This is a genomic window from Vibrio sp. 99K-1 (assembly GCF_013114585.1).
GTDB classification, from domain to species: domain Bacteria; phylum Pseudomonadota; class Gammaproteobacteria; order Enterobacterales; family Vibrionaceae; genus Vibrio; species Vibrio chagasii_B.
In genome coordinates, this window is record NZ_VTXF01000003.1 from 116,077 (window position 1) to 133,970 (window position 17,894).

The 17,894-nt window shown below is 45.4% G+C and carries 14 protein-coding genes; 9 read left to right on the forward strand and 5 right to left on the reverse strand.

What is annotated here, in order from left to right; genetic code table 11:
- The first annotated feature begins 14 nt into the window (after nucleotides 1–14).
- Nucleotides 15–1,685, forward strand: coding sequence for an ExeA family protein (locus tag F0228_RS03555; protein ID WP_171761907.1), 1,671 nt, complete (start codon nucleotides 15–17; stop codon nucleotides 1,683–1,685).
- Complete coding sequence (locus F0228_RS03560; RefSeq protein WP_061033572.1) at nucleotides 1,685–2,605, forward strand: general secretion pathway protein GspB; 921 nt, start codon at nucleotides 1,685–1,687, stop codon at nucleotides 2,603–2,605. Before F0228_RS03555 ends, F0228_RS03560 begins: the two co-directional genes overlap by 1 nt.
- Before the next feature lie 125 nt (nucleotides 2,606–2,730).
- Here F0228_RS03560 and F0228_RS03565 read toward each other — a convergent pair whose 3' ends face one another.
- The 3 genes from F0228_RS03565 to F0228_RS03575 all read right to left on the reverse strand — a co-directional run bounded on the left by F0228_RS03565 (nucleotide 2,731) and on the right by F0228_RS03575 (nucleotide 5,619).
- On the reverse strand, nucleotides 2,731–3,342 hold the full coding sequence (locus F0228_RS03565; protein ID WP_008222545.1) for a TIGR04211 family SH3 domain-containing protein: 612 nt from the start codon (nucleotides 3,340–3,342) through the stop codon (nucleotides 2,731–2,733).
- A gap of 205 nt (nucleotides 3,343–3,547) precedes the next feature.
- Nucleotides 3,548–4,810, reverse strand: coding sequence for an inorganic phosphate transporter (locus tag F0228_RS03570; protein ID WP_061033573.1), 1,263 nt, complete (start codon nucleotides 4,808–4,810; stop codon nucleotides 3,548–3,550).
- Between the two features lie 128 nt (nucleotides 4,811–4,938).
- Entirely contained in the window at nucleotides 4,939–5,619 is a 681-nt protein-coding gene (locus tag F0228_RS03575) for a TIGR00153 family protein (protein WP_008222549.1), read from the reverse strand.
- A 207-nt stretch (nucleotides 5,620–5,826) separates the two neighbouring features.
- On the opposite strand from F0228_RS03575, the gene F0228_RS03580 reads away from it, so the two are divergent.
- Nucleotides 5,827–7,344, forward strand: a complete 1,518-nt coding sequence (locus tag F0228_RS03580; protein ID WP_061033574.1) for an inorganic triphosphatase — start codon at nucleotides 5,827–5,829, stop codon at nucleotides 7,342–7,344.
- 39 nt (nucleotides 7,345–7,383) lie between these two features.
- Here F0228_RS03580 and F0228_RS03585 read toward each other — a convergent pair whose 3' ends face one another.
- Nucleotides 7,384–8,133 carry a potassium channel family protein gene (locus tag F0228_RS03585; RefSeq protein ID WP_171761908.1) on the reverse strand — a complete coding sequence of 250 codons (750 nt, stop codon included), beginning with the start codon at nucleotides 8,131–8,133 and terminating at the stop codon, nucleotides 7,384–7,386.
- A 96-nt stretch (nucleotides 8,134–8,229) separates the two neighbouring features.
- On the opposite strand from F0228_RS03585, the gene F0228_RS03590 reads away from it, so the two are divergent.
- The 3 genes from F0228_RS03590 (at nucleotide 8,230) to hldE (ending at nucleotide 14,272) form a co-directional block, all read left to right on the forward strand.
- Entirely contained in the window at nucleotides 8,230–9,486 is a 1,257-nt protein-coding gene (locus F0228_RS03590; protein WP_171761909.1) for a methyl-accepting chemotaxis protein, read from the forward strand.
- 385 nt (nucleotides 9,487–9,871) lie between these two features.
- Nucleotides 9,872–12,721: a bifunctional [glutamate--ammonia ligase]-adenylyl-L-tyrosine phosphorylase/[glutamate--ammonia-ligase] adenylyltransferase gene (glnE, locus tag F0228_RS03595; RefSeq protein WP_171761910.1), complete on the forward strand. Its 2,850-nt coding sequence runs from the start codon at nucleotides 9,872–9,874 to the stop codon at nucleotides 12,719–12,721.
- 120 nt (nucleotides 12,722–12,841) lie between these two features.
- On the forward strand, nucleotides 12,842–14,272 hold the full coding sequence (gene hldE / locus F0228_RS03600) for a bifunctional D-glycero-beta-D-manno-heptose-7-phosphate kinase/D-glycero-beta-D-manno-heptose 1-phosphate adenylyltransferase HldE (RefSeq protein WP_048658013.1): 1,431 nt from the start codon (nucleotides 12,842–12,844) through the stop codon (nucleotides 14,270–14,272).
- 110 nt (nucleotides 14,273–14,382) lie between these two features.
- Here hldE and tolC read toward each other — a convergent pair whose 3' ends face one another.
- A complete protein-coding gene (tolC, locus tag F0228_RS03605; protein WP_061033396.1) occupies nucleotides 14,383–15,702 on the reverse strand; it encodes an outer membrane channel protein TolC in 1,320 nt (439 codons plus the stop codon).
- 227 nt (nucleotides 15,703–15,929) lie between these two features.
- Here tolC and nudF point away from each other — a divergent pair, with 227 nt between their 5' ends.
- The 3 genes from nudF to cpdA are packed head-to-tail and all read left to right on the forward strand — an operon-like array spanning nucleotide 15,930 to nucleotide 17,888.
- Entirely contained in the window at nucleotides 15,930–16,559 is a 630-nt protein-coding gene (nudF, locus tag F0228_RS03610) for an ADP-ribose diphosphatase (RefSeq protein WP_061033395.1), read from the forward strand.
- A 4-nt stretch (nucleotides 16,560–16,563) separates the two neighbouring features.
- Entirely contained in the window at nucleotides 16,564–17,004 is a 441-nt protein-coding gene (locus tag F0228_RS03615) for a DUF1249 family protein (RefSeq protein ID WP_008222561.1), read from the forward strand.
- Nucleotides 17,005–17,063: 59 nt separating this feature from the next.
- The gene (gene cpdA, locus F0228_RS03620) at nucleotides 17,064–17,888 is read left to right on the forward strand and encodes a 3',5'-cyclic-AMP phosphodiesterase (protein ID WP_171761911.1); all 825 of its coding nucleotides are present in this window, start codon (nucleotides 17,064–17,066) and stop codon (nucleotides 17,886–17,888) included.
- The last annotated feature ends 6 nt before the right edge of the window (nucleotides 17,889–17,894 follow it).

Below are 17,894 nucleotides of genomic sequence, written 5' to 3' on the forward strand. Positions count from 1 at the left end.
TTATAGGGCAGCACATGTATAAGGAATATTTTGGCTTCGTTGAGATGCCATTTTCGATTGTACCAAATTCTCGCTACTTGTTTTTGAGTCAGCGCCACCAAGAGGCGATGCAGAACCTACAAGCCGGTTTAGGTGAGGGTGGGGGCTTTGCAATGCTTACTGGTGAGGTGGGAACCGGTAAAACAACGGTCGCTAAGGCGATGTTGTCCTCTCTTGATCGCTACACTCAAGCTGGCCTTATACTCAACCCTACGTTTTCCAACACTGATTTGCTTGAAGCTATCTGTGATGAGTTCGAGATCGACTATCCACAGCAGGCATCACTCAAGCAGCTGAGTCAGGCGATTCACTATTTCTTACTGGATAGCCATGCGGAAGGTATTCAAACCTTATTGGTGATAGATGAAGCTCAACACTTAGCTGCCGATGTGTTGGAACAGCTACGCCTCTTGACGAATTTGGAAACCGACAGTCGCAAGTTATTAAAAGTATTACTGGTTGGCCAACCTGAATTACAACAGCATTTGCAGACCACGCAACTGCGTCAATTAGCTCAGCGTATTACAGGGCGTTACCATTTGTTGCCTCTCAATATTCAAGAGACCGGCAAGTACATCGCGTTTCGTCTAGAGACAGCGGGTGGCGAGCAGATGCTGTTTTCGAATCGTTCCGTTAAGCTGATCGCCCAATATACACATGGTATTCCACGGTTGATTAACTTGGTGTGTGATAAGGCGCTTCAGCTAGCTTTTCATAATGGAGAGCAAACACCGAGCAATGACACGGTCAACAGAGCGTGCCAGCAGATCATGGCGTTTCAAGCTGAGGTTTACCATGTCGAAAAACCTCGTGCAGCGAGCACGCTACCAAAGTTAGTTCAATACGCGAGTGCTGCTACCTTGAGTGTCGCACTTGCGATGGCGACCTTTCACTTTGCGCCAGGCTACATTGACTCATGGCTAACACCCCAACCTTCGAATGAAGCCCAAACATTAAGCTCAGTAAGGATGCAGCGGTCGTTAGTCGCAGATACGCCTAAGCTGGTTGTTGAGTCTGAGATAGACAAGTTCGCACTGCCAACACATATTCAGCAACATTTGATGCAAGGGACTAACCGTTCGCTGGCGATCAAGGACTTATATACGCTTTGGGGCTACCAATCCTCTCTGCGTGACGGTTTATGCTTAAGTGAGCCACAAAGCGTGTTCGTATGTGAACAACAACAAGCAAGTCTAGATGACCTTCTAGGGTTAGGCGTCCCTGTGGTATTGAACTTAAATGTAGAGCAAGAGCCTGTGTTTGCTGTGCTTTATGGCGCATCACAAGACGCTGTCGAGTTACTGGTGAACGAAAAACTGTTAGTCATGCCGAAGCAATCTTTAGAGAAGGTCTGGCATGGTGATTATGTCGCGATTTGGAAACAGCCATTGCGAGAAACGTTAAAAGAGGGATATCAGGGTGAAGCTGTCGCTTTGCTTGATTTGTTGCTTTCTGAGGTTCTTGGAGAGGTTGTGTCCGGTAGTGATGTATTTGATTACGAATTAAAAATGAAAGTCGAAGCGTTTCAAACATGGCAGGGCATGTCGGTCGACGGTATTGCTGGTCAACGAACGTTAGCGAGGCTACAAAGATTAGCTCAGCTAGATTCTCCGAAGTTAATGTCATTAAGCGGAGGAGCGAGCTAATGTCACGCATTATGCATGAGTTGAATCAGTCCTCAGACAAATCTAGCTTTAAGGGCTACCAAAACCATCAAGTGCCGAGTTCTGTAAAGGGTATCAGCAACAAACGCGGTTCGTCATTGGCTATGGGGTTGCTTGTTTTACTTGTGCCTTCTCTGTTGGTAGGTGGTGCCTTGGTGTATCAATCTTACCATCAACAGCAAACGGCCAACCAAGCTGCTATTAGTTCGAATTCAGAATCAGAAACCCAGCCTGTTCAAGCCAAGGATATCGAAACGGCTGATTTGAATGTCGAAGAAGAAATCGAAGATGAGCCTCTGTTTGTGGTGCGTCCAGCGCCGACAAGCAAGACGTTAAAATCGTTACCTCGCCAAGAGGTTTATGCTCAAGTTAACTCTGATAGCACTCAACTGTCTGCTGGGGTAATTGTGCCGGTAACCAAAGCAGAGAGCACTGCGCGAACAGTGGATGATTCAGAGCTGTCATTAGCTGAGCCTGAAGTTGGACCTGGTGTGAACGACGAAAGCAATTATCAGCAATCAGATAGCGACCTGCTACAAGGCTTGGATTTGACCGAGTTACCGCCTGATTTGGCATTGAAGCTAGAAGCGATTATGGATGAGCAGCCAAGTGCACCGGAGCCGATGGACTCGCGACCAGCAAGCCAGATGGAACCTCAAGTGATTGAGCTCGAAAATCACGTTAACAGTTTGTCTGGCGTATTACCTAAGCTCGACTTACAAACCCATATGTACTCAAGTAGTGAGAACAAGCGTTGGGTCAAAGTGAATGGGCAAGAGATGTCACAGGGCGATTGGATCGGTAATGATGTTCAACTGCTAGAGATCAAGCCGCAATCTGTGGTTGTTGAGTTTAATCAGCAGAAGATTGAGATTCCTGCTTTGTACGAGTGGAAGGGCTAACCTAAAGCTGCTACAAGCGCTTTGATAACATGTTGAGATAAATAAAAAAGGAGCACTTAGGTGCTCCTTTTTGGTATCCGATATTGAATTTACTTTGCGTAACGCAATACAGTCAAACGATCAGCTTACGCCCAGCCGTTTGGTGATTTCTTACGACGCGGAATGATGTGTGGTAGAACAAGGCCAAGAAGTAGACCAATACCAGCAACACCACCACCGTACATGAAGTACTTCAATAGTAGGTCATCTTTCTGCGTGTCTAGCTTAGCGCGTAGTTCACGGTTTTCTGTTTGAGAGCTTGTTAGTTGTTGGCTAATCTCGCTGTAGTTCTGTTCTAGTTCAGCAATCTGCTTATTACGAGAATCTAGAGAACTTGCTAGGCCTGCTTTTTCACTGTCAGCCGTTTGACGTGCGTTAGCCAGCTTAGTTTTCACTTCTGTCAGTTCTTTCTCAAGCTTAGGCATACGCAGAGCCATACTCTCTTTAGTACTTACAAACTTGCTTTCAACCCAACCTTTACGGCCACGGTTGTCTTGGATTTGTGTGTAACCCGTGCTCTTGTTTGCTTGCAGGTAGGTAATCTTCTCACCAGCGTCAACACTGCCGATAATACGGAAGGTGTTGTTTGGGCCAGAATGCATATAAGTAAATAGTTTGTCAGCAATATAACGGTCTTGTGCAAAGGCAGCTGGAGCCGCAAGCATTGCGAACAAAACTAAGCTAATCAGTTTTTTCACAGTAAATCCCTTAACGATTCTAATTGGGTAGGCGGATGAGTCAGCCTCAATTAGCAAATAATATTTAGTTTCTTTATGCGGTGCAACAAAGAAGGGAGGCAAAGCCTCCCTTTCTGTGCGTTTGAGTCAATAATGACATGGCATTTACATATCGTTACTGAAGCTCACATAATTCTGACGCTAGCATCGACTAACGCAGTGGCAATTACATGCTAAACATAGCCTGAATACCGTAGAAGAACACAACAGCAAGTAGAGCACCTGCTGGCAGTGTCACAATCCACGAAGCCACGATATTACGTACAACGCCTAAGTTCAGTGCTGCGATACCACGAGCAAAACCAACACCCAATACCGCACCAACCAGTGTTTGTGTAGTTGAGATTGGAAGACCAGTACCTGACGCTAGAACAACCGTACATGCTGTAGCAAGTTGTGCTGCAAAGCCACGGCTCGGTGTTAGTTCTGTAATACCAGTACCTACGGTTGCCATTACTTTATGACCAAGAGTCGCAAGACCAACCACGATACCAAAACCACCTAGAGGAAGAATCCACCATGCGATAGTGCTCTTACCAGTGATTTCGCCCATGTGCTCAACCGTTGATACAACAGCAGACAGTGGACCAATCGCGTTTGCAACGTCGTTTGAACCGTGTGCGAATGCCATAGCACAAGCTGTGATAACCATTAGTACAGAGAAGATACCTTCAACACCAGCAAAGCCGTGGTCTTCTTCGCGGTTAGCGAATTTCTTCTGGATGTATAGGTAACCACCAATCATTACAATTGCTGATACTGCTGCAGCCCAAACCCATGCTTCAGTGTTGCTCAGGTGAAGACCAACGTGCTTAAGACCTTTCTTGATTGTTACCAGTGCAATTACCATCGTTGTGATGAACATGTATACCGGTACAAAGCGCTTCGCGTTGAATAGCGGGTTCTCTGTATCAAAAATCAGTCGCTGAGCACTTACGAATATCACGTAGGCGAAGAAACCAGAGATGACAGGAGTAATAATCCAACTGCCCACAATGCCTTGAACGCTGTTCCAGTCTACCGCTTCAGTACCTACAGACACACAAGCGAAACCGATGATTGCACCGATGATTGAGTGAGTAGTAGAAACAGGCCAGCCCATGTACGAAGCTAGAAGTAGCCATGTACCTGCAGCAAGAAGTGCAGACATCATACCGAATACAAGAACGTCTGGTTGATGTGCGAATAGAGATGTTTCGATAACACCTTTACGGATCGTATCGGTAACTTCGCCACCGGCAAGATATGCACCAGCGAATTCAAAGATCATTGCGATAATGATCGCTTGTTTAACGGTTAGAGCTTTAGAGCCTACTGAGGTGCCCATTGCGTTCGCAACGTCATTTGCACCAATACCAATAGCCATCAAGAAACCGAAAGCTGCTGCAACAATAATCAGGACAGTGCCGTAGTTAGCAAGGATATCCATCGTAATACCTAGTTGTTTGATAACAAGCGGAACAAATTTAGACGCAAAAAACCGCTCAGCGAGAGAAATACTCAACGCATAAGTGGTTTGTTCAAAAAATGCTCTTCGTTATATGGTTAACGTATGATTTAAGATCGAGAAAGCATTACTTCAAGACGAGCGCCTACACGCTGTGCTTGATCTGCAATACCACCAACCCATTCAAGAATTTTGTATAAGAACATGATATCAACTGGATTCAGATCGCCTTCAATCGCCATTAGTTGTTGGCGCAGTTCGATCTGCATCGCGTCCGTGTCATCTTCAATTACATCTAATTGATGAATCATTTCAGCAACGAGTGTTACTTCGCGGCCCTTAAAGCCAGTCTCAAGTAATTCGTCTAGTTCATTGATTACGTTTTGTGCTTGGTTCGCTGCATCTAGACAACGTTTAACGTAAGCGATGAAGTTTTCTTGTAGAGGAGCAGGAATGACAAGTTGACGACCATATACACGGCCAGCAATGTCTTTCGCTAGGTTTGCTAGTTTGTCTTGCTGAGTTAATAGCTCCAACATGTCGGTGCGATCAACAGGCATAAACAAACCACGAGGAAGTTTAAGGCGAATTTCACGTTTTAGTACGTCAGCTTCTTTCTCAAGGTGAGAAATCTGAGCTCGAATTTCAGCTGCTTTTTCCCAGTCACCCTTTGAAGAAACTTCAAAGAAATTAACTAGGTGAGAACAACATTCGTTCACGCATACTACGTGACGCTGCAAAGGTTTAATTGGGGACTTTGCAAATAACCCCATAATTGTATTTACTGGCATGGTCATCCAACCTAATAAATAATAACCTTAAAACAACATACACCATATTCATGGTGAAATGTTAAGCGATGGCTACAAAGTCGCGCATGTTAACCTAATCAATGTCTCATTAAAACTGTTTTAGATCATCATAAGGGCGATATTTCTGACTTGCCGACTTTGAAAATTGGCAATATCCTGTCCCTATCTTCACAGAAAGGTATAACTATGGAAACCGAGATAGAACTGAAGTTTTTTGTTTCTCCTGATTTTTCAGAGACTTTACGCAATAAAATTGCTGAAACTAAAGTACTTCAGCACAGTTGTCGTGAGCTAGGTAACATCTACTTTGACACCCCTGACAACTGGCTACGCAAGCACGATACCGGCTTGCGCATTCGACGCTTTGATGACGTATTTGTACAAACGGTAAAGACAGCGGGTCGCGTTGTTGCTGGCCTGCATCAAAGGCCGGAATACAATGCAGAACACGATAGCAATGAGCCAAAACTTGCCTTACATCCAGAAGATATTTGGCCTGAAGGTAAGGACATTGAAACATTGCAAGCTGAGCTTACTCCTCTGTTCTCGACTAACTTCACGCGTGAGCAGTGGCTGATTGGCATGCCTGACGGTAGCCAAGTCGAGGTTGCCTTTGACCAAGGTTTCGTTGAATCCGGCGATCTGCAAGAACCGATTTGCGAAGTTGAGCTTGAACTTAAATCCGGCCAAACGGATGCTCTGTTTACACTGTCTCGCCAATTCTGCGAACAAGGTGGTATGCGCTTAGGTAACTTAAGCAAAGCTGCTAAGGGTTACCGACTTGCTCAAGGTTATCAAGGCGATGAAGTAACTCCTTTGACCTTAGTTGATACTGACAAAAGTGACACCGTTGAATCGTGTTTCATTCAATCTTTAGAGCATGCTCTCGCTCATTGGCATTACCACGAGCAAATTTTCACCGAGCGCCAATCGATTGAAGCTCTGCACGAGATCAGCCATTCACTGAGCTTTATCCGCCAGACTTTCACTATATACGGTGGCATTGTACCGAGACGCGCTAGCGCTATTTTACGCCAAGAGCTGAAATGGCTAGAACAAGAGTTGGATTGGCTAAAAAGCTATGACCACTTTGAGGATTTGCTCGAAGATAAAGGCCACGTTCTGCGTAAGCTTGATGCTCGTAAGTTCCTAGTGGCTGAGCTAAAAGAGATGCAAGAGCAATTGCCAGATCGTGAAGAGTTACTGACTCTCTTGAGTTCAGCCCGCTACACCGGTCTTCTGCTTGATTTAAGCCGCTGGATACTTACTCGAGGTTGGCAGCCATTCTTGGACGATAAAGCGCGTGAGCAAATGGAGCGCGGAATAGAGTGGTTCTCTGTGAAGCAGCTTGATCGCACTTGGGCGGAGCTGATGGAAGCCTTTCCACCAGAGCGCGTGATGACAAGCCAAGCTTACATCGACCAGCAGTATCGTTTGATGCGTAACCTGTATTCTGGTGTTGGCTTTGCGAGCTTATATGATGACGATGAGCGTAATAGCTTCCGTTTGCCTTGGGCGGACATGGTACAAGGTATCGACGATTTGTTGATGCTACGAACCTTACAGCCACTCACTGAGAAGTTAGAAGGTGATGAGAAAGATCAGCTAGAGCGTTGGCTTGCTCGTCAAGAAGTTTCCATTTTGCATGCGATGGAGCAGACTCGCCAAATCAGTGTTGAAGTTGAGCCATACTGGCAAGACTAGTCTCTACACTAACATCCATTTTTAAATAGGGCCTTGGCCCTATTTTTTTGTCTGTCGTTCAAGCAACTCGAGCCGCTCTAGTATCTGTTGCTGCTGCTCTAGAATCTTGTCCAGTTTACGCTCTTTGTTTTCCAATTGTTGATTCTGGAGGTCGGTAGGCTCAGTAATCAGCGAGGTAATTAGACCTGAGATCATACCAAATACACCAACCCCACAGATGATCACAATCGATGCGATTAACTGACCAGCGGTGGTTACTGGATAATGGTCGCCATAGCCAACGGTACTGATGGTCACGAAAGCCCACCACAACGCATCATGACCAGTCGTGATATTGGCATTAGGATCTTTGTGTTCCAATAGCAGGATCGTGCCAGCACCGATGGTCAGTAAGATCACCAAAAGCAGAATGATGGAAGCGAAAGTGGTCTCTTTTCTGTTACGAAACAGCTCTCTGAAAATACGTTTACTTGAACGTAGAACCAAGATGACTCGCAGAATTTGAAAAATACGAGCGAAACGGAGTGGCTCGATCATTGGGATACTTGCCAAGAAATCGATCCAGTGTACTTTGAGGTATTCTTTCTTGTTTTGTGATCTGAATAGATCAATCGTGAGCTGAAAAAGAAAAACACTATAGATTATAAAATCGAGGCCGATAAGGACTTGTTTCGATTCTTTATCAATCGGCGCAAACAACAAGCCTGAGATCACAAATAACGCTAAGAAAGAGAGAATCAGTGATAATAAGCTCATCGGCTTAGGTGTGTCTTTGATACTATTTAACATTCATACGAGGCTCAAAATAAATCGCGAACCTGACTCAATCAGCCATCTCGCGGGTATAGAAGCCATCAATATATAAGAGTTAATGGAGAACTGACAATGACTAAACTGTCATTCAAGCCGTGGGAAAGGGTAATCTCTGACGTTCGTCTCGTTCCGAAAATGATCATGCTGATGGTGTTCAGTACCATCTTGATCATTTCTAAACAGCTATGGGACGCGAGCACGTTTTACGATTCATTGCTCGCTGCAACGAATAATGCACAAGTCGCGCAGCAGCATTATGAGACTTACCTAGTTCAAGTCGCTTGGCAGACAGGCTTGATGATCATTGTGTTTGTGGTTCTTTTATTAGCGGCAGCTCGCGTTATGCTGCGCCAAACTCAATACCTCAGTGATGCCATTAAAACCATGGCCGACAAGAACTTATCAGTGCCGATTCAAATGGACTGTAAAGATGAATACGGCGATGTGGCACGTGAACTCGAAAAAACTCGCGTTCAACTGAACGACATGATCAAAACTCAGGTGGCCTCTTCTGATGAACTGTTTGCTCTGACGGAAGTGATGACCATCAGCATGTCTGAAACCAAAGAATCAGCTCAAGAAGAGTTCAATGAGATTGATCAGCTGGCAACAGCAATGAGTGAGATGACCTCTACGGTACAAACTGTTGCTGAGCATGCGCAAAGCGCTTCTTCATTGACGGAACAGGCATCAGGCCAAGCTCTTACTGGTCAGAAGTTCGTTCAAGGGTCTGTTTCTAAGATGAGTGAGTTATCTTCAGATATCGCAGCATCAGCGGCAGCGGTAAACCAAGTTGAAGAGCGCGTTGACTCAATCGGCAGTGTGGTTGGTACTATCCAAGGCATTTCAGAACAAACAAACCTACTAGCATTGAACGCTGCAATTGAAGCGGCCCGTGCAGGTGAAGCGGGTCGTGGTTTTGCGGTTGTTGCTGATGAGGTTCGTAACCTTGCACAACGTACTCAGCAAGCAACGGTAGAGATTCAAGATATGATCAGTCATCTACAAAGCAGCGCTAACTCTGCGGTAGAACTGATGGAGAAGAGTGTTGTTGAAGCGGCTGAAGGCGTGGACCTTGTGACCAATGCAGGCTCTGAGCTTGATGGTATCGTGAGCCAAGTTAACCAAATCAATGACATGAACTTCCAGATTGCGACGGCTGCAGGCCAGCAGAGCAGCGTTGCGGAAGAGATGAGTGTCAACCTGACCAATGTTCGTGAGCTGGTGGAAGCTTCAGTTGTGGTTGTTGGTGAGCTGTTGGAGACCTCTCAGCTTATGGAAAGCAACGCACAAGAACTCGACGGTAAGATTAAGCAGTTTAAGGTATAACCTTGTTCTCTAAACCCTATTGATAGAGCCTTTTTTTCTAGAGAGAAAGGTCTCACTTGATAAGTTCACTGATAAAACGCCCACATTGCTGATGTGGGCGTTTTTTATTGGCGTAACTTTGGTATAACTATCTTATACCAATCGTAGTAAATAACTGGTCACCCTAGCTTGTTAAAAATCTCGATAACAGCGTTAGAATTTTTGAATGTAGAATAACTACTTATCGAAACTATTTATTGAAAAGAGCAGCCTTGTTCTCAAGCTTTTTTCCTACGCTATCTCTGAACACTTACTTACTGTGATTGGTATTAGTTATGAAAACTCGTTATTGAAAAACTGACCCAACAAATTGATTGTTCGCGCGCAGCTTATACAAGGAAGAAACATGCCATTGCCTCCTCAACTCGTCACTCATTCGCAGTCAGCTTTTAAGCAATTATTAGAGCACCAAAGTGAAGCCATTAATGCTTGGCCTGAGCCGCTAATTGAAGACCTTAAACGCGTCTTAGGATTAAGCTGCTTTATTGGTGATTGCTTACAACGTGACACCGTTTTATCGACGACTCTACCGGATATGTTGGAATGTGAGGAGCGTGCTGAAGGGTATCGTGGACGATTGGCTGAGCTGCTTTCTGATTGTATGGACGAAATGAGCGGTCAGCGAGTGCTACGTCAATTCCGCAATCGAGAAATGACCTATATTGCATGGCGTGACTTTATGGGCTCTTGGGAGCTTGAACAGAGCCTAAGTCATCTCTCTATGTTGGCCGAAGCGATGATCTTCGAGACTTATCAATGGCAGTACGACATTTGCTGTAAAGAGTGGGGCACACCTTGTAATGAACAGGGTGAAGCACAGCCGATGCTTATCATTGGCATGGGTAAGCTTGGTGGCGGTGAACTCAACTTTTCTTCTGATATCGATTTGATCTTTACTTATCCTGAGAATGGCGAAACCCAAGGAGCAAGACGCAGTATCGCCAATGCGCAGTTCTTTACCCGCTTAGGGCAGCGTATTATCAAGGCGCTGGATCAACAAACCTTTGATGGGTTCTGTTATCGCGTCGATATGCGTCTGCGTCCTTTTGGCGAGAGTGGACCATTGGTGATGAGTTACGCCGCTCTGGAAGATTACTACCAAGAACAAGGGCGAGACTGGGAACGTTACGCGATGGTTAAGGCGCGCGTAATGGGCAGTGAAATGTACCCAGAGTATCAAGAGTTGCGCAAGATGCTACGTCCGTTTGTCTTCCGTCGCTATATCGATTTCAGTGCAATTCAATCTTTGCGCCGAATGAAATCGATGATCAGCAGTGAAGTGCGTCGTCGTGGCTTATCCAATAACATCAAGCTCGGTTCAGGCGGTATTCGTGAGGTTGAGTTCATTGCACAAGTCTTCCAACTGATTCGTGGTGGCCGTGAGCCTAGCCTACGTGGACGAGGGCTTTTAGAGACGTTAACCGCCATTGACTCTCTGCATCTGCTAGAAGCCGGAGAAGTGACTGACCTGCGCGATGCTTACCTGTTTTTACGTCGCCTAGAAAACCTATTGCAAGCGATGGCTGACAAGCAAACTCAGACGTTGCCGGATGGTGAGTTTGAACAACTTCAGCTTGCTGTTGCCATGCAATTCAGTGATTGGGAGAGTTTGATTACTGCAACTCGTGCCCATATGGCAAACGTACATAACGTGTTCGAAGAGCTGATCGGGATTGACGAAGAGGACGCTAACCCAATCGCGAGTCACTTCAGTGAGCTGTGGGATATGGCCCATAAGCCGGATGTTATCGAGCATGTATTGGAGCATGATATTGCTATCGCCAATCCGCCAGAAGCTGCGAAAACCATTATTCAATTTAAAGCGGATATCGCTAAGAAAACCCTTGGTCCGCGTGGGCGTGAAGTTCTCAATCGACTGATGCCGAAAGTCTTTCAGGCCCTGTACACAGCTAAAGACGCTGAGTTTGGTTTATCGCGTGTACTGCATTTACTGCATAAAATTGTCACGCGTACCACTTATCTAGAGTTGCTCGATGAGCACCCCGCTGCATTGACTCAACTTGTTCGTTTGTGTACCGCGAGCCCGATGATCTCAGAACAGCTTGGACGTTACCCTATTCTGTTAGATGAACTTATCGACCCTCAGCAGCTCTATAACCCGGTGCCGCTTGAGTCTTACAAGACAGAATTACGTGATTACCTTGCTCGTATTCCTGAAGACGACATGGAACAGCAGATGGAAGGTCTGCGTCAGTTTAAGCAGACTTGTATCCTAAGGATTGCTGCGGCGGATATAGCGGGTGTGCTGCCGGTGATGAAGGTGAGTGATCACCTGACTTACTTAGCAGAAGCGATTGTTGAAGCCGGTGTTAACCAAGCTTGGTTACAAGTGTCGGCTAAGTTTGGTGAGCCCACTCATGTTAAAGACCGTGAAGGCCGCGGTTTTGCTGTTGTCGGTTATGGCAAAGTCGGCGGTTGGGAGCTTGGTTACAACTCAGACCTCGATATTGTGTTTATGCACGACTGCCCGGTACACATCTATACTGATGGTAAGAAAGAGATCGATGGACGCCAATTTTATCTAAGGTTGGCGCAGCGTATTATTCATATCTTCTCGACCAGAACCGCGTCGGGAATCCTGTATGAAGTCGATACTCGCTTGCGTCCATCGGGTGCTTCGGGTTTGTTGGTTAGTCCAACTGATGCCTTTGATGAGTATCAACACAACGACGCATGGACATGGGAGCATCAAGCGCTGACTCGAGCTCGTATGATCTACGGTGATGAGCAATTGGCTTCCGCATTCAACAAAACACGTCATGAGGTGTTGTGTCTATCACGTGATGAAGCAACTTTGAAAAAAGCAGTGGTAGATATGCGAGAAAAAATGCGTGATCACCTTGGCGGTAAAAAAGCCGAACGATTCATGCTCAAACAGGATGCTGGTGGCATCACTGATGTTGAGTTTTTAGCGCAATACTTAGTGTTACGATACAGCCACGAGAAGCCAAAGCTGACACGTTGGTGTGACAATGTCAGAATCTTTGAGAGTCTTATGTCACAAGGAATCATGGACGAGCAACAAGGCATGGCATTGACCAATGCATACACAACGCTACGCGATGAAATACACCATCGTAACCTACTTAATCTTGATGCTGATGTTGCAATTAATAAGTTCGAAATGGAAAGAGAACATGTGGTTCACGCATGGAAGCAATGGATGGAAGTGTAACTTGTCTTTCGCTTAGCTAGCACAGTGCCTATCGAGATAGGCTTTACTCATTTTTCTATGGTTTAGCCACTGTAATCAGTGTGCTAGACTCTAGCCAGATTCGATTTTTGGAGCTCAACAATGAAACCAATTCTACCTGACTACAGCCAATCAGGTGTTCTTATTGTCGGTGACGTCATGCTTGATCGTTACTGGTATGGTCCAACTGGCCGTATTTCACCAGAAGCCCCTGTGCCCGTGGTAAAAGTAGAAAATAACGAAGAGCGTCCAGGTGGTGCTGCCAACGTAGCAATGAATATTGCCTCGCTTGGCGGTCATGCTCATGTTGTTGGTTTAACTGGTAAAGATGAACCAGCTGAGGTGTTGAAAAACACCTTGGGTGCGCTGAAGGTTAAGTGTGATTTTGTTGAGTTAGAAGACTATCCAACCATCACCAAACTACGAGTGATGAGCCGTGGTCAGCAGTTGATACGTCTTGATTTTGAAGACAAGTTTGAAAACACCAATCCAGAGCTTATTTTGTCTCGCATGGAGCAAGCCCTACCAAATGTACGTTCGGTTATCTTGTCGGATTACGCGAAAGGTGCATTAGAGCATGTACAGAGTTTCATTCAAAAAGCACGCGCAGCCAATGTTCCTGTATTCATCGATCCCAAAGGTGCGGATTTAGAGCGCTACCGTGGTGCGACATTACTGACACCAAACATGGCAGAGTTTGAGCTGGTTGCAGGTAAAGTGAAATCAGAAGAAGATCTTATCGAGAAGGGTATTGCCTTGATCGAGAAGTATGACTTTGAAGCTTTATTGGTGACTCGCAGTGAAAATGGTATGACGTTACTACGTAAAGGTCAGGCACCATTCCACTTGCCAACTCAAGCGAAAGAAGTTTACGACGTGACAGGTGCTGGTGATACGGTTATCTCCGTTCTTGCTGCTTCTGTTGCTGCCGGTAAACCATTGGATGAAGCGTGTGCATTAGCGAACGCGGCAGCTGGTGTTGTGGTTGGTAAGCTAGGTACATCAACCTTGTCGACAATTGAATTAGCGGAAGCGATTCACGGTAGTCAAGATACAGACTACGGTGTGATCTCTGAAGCAGCACTGGTAGAAGCGGTGAAGCGCGCTCGCGCGAAAGGCGAGAAGGTCGTTATGACTAATGGCTGCTTTGATATTCTGCATGCGGGGCATGTTTCTTACATGAACCACGCGGCTGAACTTGGCGACCGTTTGATCGTTGCCGTTAATACCGACGAATCTGTTAAGCGTTTGAAAGGCCCTGGTCGTCCTGTGAACCCAACTGATCGTCGTATGGCGGTATTGGCGGGCTTAGGCGCAGTTGACTGGGTGGTGCCTTTCTCTGAAGACACACCTCAACGTTTGATCTCTGAAGTACTACCAAGCATCTTAGTGAAAGGCGGTGATTACAAGCCTGAAGAGATCGCTGGTGGTGCGGAAGTGATTGCTGCTGGTGGTGAAGTTAAAGTACTTAACTTTGAAGATGGTTGCTCGACTACTGAAATCATTAAAGCGATCAAAGGCGGTCGAGGTTAACGTTTCGCCTTTTAGCTCGAAACTTCTCAGCTAGCTTTAGAACAGATAATAAAAATGCCGCTCATTGAGCGGCATTTTTGTACCTATAGCTTAAGTATAGCAATTAAGAATTACTTACTTGCTACTTTTAGACCTGCGTTTACATCAACGATGTCTTGCTCGCTTAGCGTACCAACTGCTTGACGAAGCTGAAGGACACTTAGGATGTAGTTGTAACGAGCGTCTGAAAGGTTTTTGTTTGCATCGTACAGACGACGAGTTGAATCTAGTACGTCAACGATAGTACGAGTACCCACATCGAAACCTGCTTCTGTTGCTTCTAGAGCTGACTGAGCAGAAACAACAGATTGCTCGTAAGCGCGTAGCGCACCAATTGAAGCGCTGATGTTGTTGTTGAATGCACGTACGTCTTTTACAACGCTTCGGTAAGTCGCTTCTAGATCTTCACTTGCTGCAACGTAGTTGTACTCAGCCTGTTTAGTCAAAGAAGTTGTGTTACCACCCGTGTATAGAGGAACAACTAAGTTCAAACCAATGTTTAGGTTATCTGCATCGTAATCGTTTTGGCTGTTAGAGCTGTCAGTCTGCTCTGAGAGACCATAGCTACCATCTAGCGTTAGGCTTGGCAGGTGACCAGAGCTTGCTAGAGAGATGTTGTCTTTTGCTACGTCTTGAGAGATACGCGCAGCTAGTAGGCTAAGGTTCTTTTGCTCGGCTTGTTCAACAAGAGCGGTTGCCGACTCAGAAGATTTGCTCGCTGAGAAGCGGTCAGTATCTAGGATGCTTAGGTTAGAGTGTTCTTGACCTGTAATCTCACGTAGACCTTCATAGCTGTTAGTCAGATCGTTCTCTGCTAATACTTCATCAGCTAAAACGCCATCGTACTGAGCTTGCGCATCATGTACATCGGTAATAGCAGAAAGACCCACTTCGAAACGTTGCTTAGTTTGCTCAAGCTGACGAGCTACCGCTGCTTTTTCAGCACGAACAAATTCTAGGTTATCTTGAGCACGAAGTACGTCGAAGTAAGCTGTTGCTGTACGCAGAATCAAAGCTTGTTGCTCTGCCGCGTATGCTGAATCTGCTTGACGAGCCGATTTCTCTGCCGTGTCTAGAGTGATCCACGAAGAGCGTTGGTATAGCTCTTGGCTGAAACCGATGCCAACACCCCATTGGTTGTTGTCATTGCTCATATCACTTCGATCACCACGATTGATATCGTAGTTTGCTGTTAGATTAATTTGCGGTAACAAAGAGCTACGGCTTGACGTTACTGCTTCAAAAGCGGCATCGCGCTGCGCTGCTGAACGAAGAAGTTGTGGATCGTTCTGTTTTGCTTGGTCGTAAACTTCAGCTAGCGTATCAGCAAAAGCTGACGAACTCAGGCTGCCAATTGCTGCACTGATAAATAGTGGAAGCAGTTTTTTCATTTTCCTATTCCTGCCTTTTATGGAATTTTCTTTAAAAGAGTTTAACCCAGTTTGGTGGTAATTTACTCGAAACTTTGCACTTTTTTACATTTAACTGTCCACTTGTGCAATATTTATTTTTTAAAACTTAACTTTAATTATAAGTTTTATATAAAAAGTTGAACCTTATCCTTGGTAGTTAACTCGGACAATGAGTAAACTATAAAGATCACTTAGTGAGGTACCAAATGCAACAGTCTGACAATCAACGACATGAGTTTACTCCGCAAGATGTGGAAATAGTCTCAAAAGAGACGCTGTTTCGTGGTTTTTTCAAAATGGTTAAGTACACATTTAAGCATAAGCTGTTTGAGGGAGGCTGGAGCCAACCGATAGAACGTGAAATGTTTGAGCGTGGTCATGCTGCCGCTTTGCTACCTTATGATCCTGTGCGCGATGAAGTGGTGATCGTTGAACAGATCCGCGTTGGTGCTTTAGAGCATGAGAACCCTTGGCAATACGAAATTGTTGCTGGGATCATTGATACCGATGAGTCGCCTCAAGATGTGGCTCGTCGTGAAGCGATGGAAGAAGCCGGAGTCGAAGTCGGAACTGTGTTGCCCATTACTTCATATTACCCTTCATCAGGTGGTTGCTCAGAAAAGCTGGATGTTTTTGTTGGCTGTGTGGATGCCACCACGGCCAAAGGGGTGCACGGATTGGATTACGAAGGTGAGGATATTCGTGTACAAGTGATGAGCCGTGAAGCCGCTTATCAGTTAGTGAAAGACGGTGTGTTTGAAAATGGAGCCACAATCATTGCGCTGCAATGGCTACAATTGAACTACCAAGAATTACAGTCAGAGTGGGTGGCTTAACGTTATGCCAAATATAGCGGTCAAAAAACCGTATCATGTTGATCTTGCTGAATTGATGCGAGTCTATGAGACGAATTATGCCAAACTTAACGCTTTGTTACCGGTTGGGCATGAGGTTGGTGATGTCCGCTGTTACCAAGCCGTTAATATGGTGTATCAATTGACAGTGAATGAGGTCACAAAATACACCACATTAATAGATATATGTCAGAGTGACGCGATGCCAGTGTTTCCTTTGCCAAAAATGTCTGTCAGGCTATATCACGACGCTCGAGTTGCAGAAGTGTGCGCTAGCGGGGATTTTTCGCGAGTCAAAGCGAAATATGACTATCCCAACACTAAGCTTCTGCAAAAGGATGAGAAATTTCAATTGAATAAATTTCTTGGGGAATGGTTAACGTTTTGTTTAAAAACTGGTATCAGCCGAACTCCAATTGCCTTTTAATTGAGCTAATTTAAGAACATTTTTAAAGTCTAAACAGTAACGTATCTGGATTTGTTATTTTGGAATTATCACACACTTCAAAATTTGATGAGAGCAGTATTAAGCTTGTGCAGCTAACGGATACGCATTTGTTTGCGCCGAGCAATGGCAGCTTATTAAGCATCAACACTCAAGATAGCTTTCGTGCTGTAGTCGATGGCATTGTTAGTCAGGGCTTTGACTATCAAGCGATCTTAGCGACTGGTGACATTTCTCAAGATCACAGCGCTGAGTCATACCAGAAATTTGAATCAGGGATTCAACCCTTAGAAAAACCGTGTTACTGGCTACCTGGAAACCATGATTTTAAGCCTAATATGGGCAGTGTTTTACCATCACCACAGATTCAATGTGTCGAACATGTATTGCTGGGCGAGTGTTGGCAAATGATCATGTTGGACTCTCAAGTGGTTGGCGTACCTCACGGGCGTCTGAGCGATCAACAACTCGATCTGCTTGAACAAAAGTTAGCGGAATTTCCTGAACGTAATACCTTGGTTTTGCTTCATCATCATCCGTTGTTGGTGGGCAGTGCTTGGCTCGATCAGCACAACCTTAAAGATGCCGACCAGTTCTGGGACGTCGTCCAACAGCATTCTAACGTGAAAGCTGTGTTGTGTGGCCATGTTCACCAAGACATGAATCGAGAACATCATGGTGTACAAGTCATGGCAACTCCGTCGACTTGCGTTCAGTTCAAGCCAAATTCAGATGACTTCGCCGTAGATACCTTATCTCCGGGGTGGAGAGAGATCGAATTGCATCAAGATGGTACGGTCAGCACTCAAGTTCGTCGCTTGCCTCATGGGCAGTTCTTGCCTGATTTTAAGGCTGCGGGTTATTAATAAAGG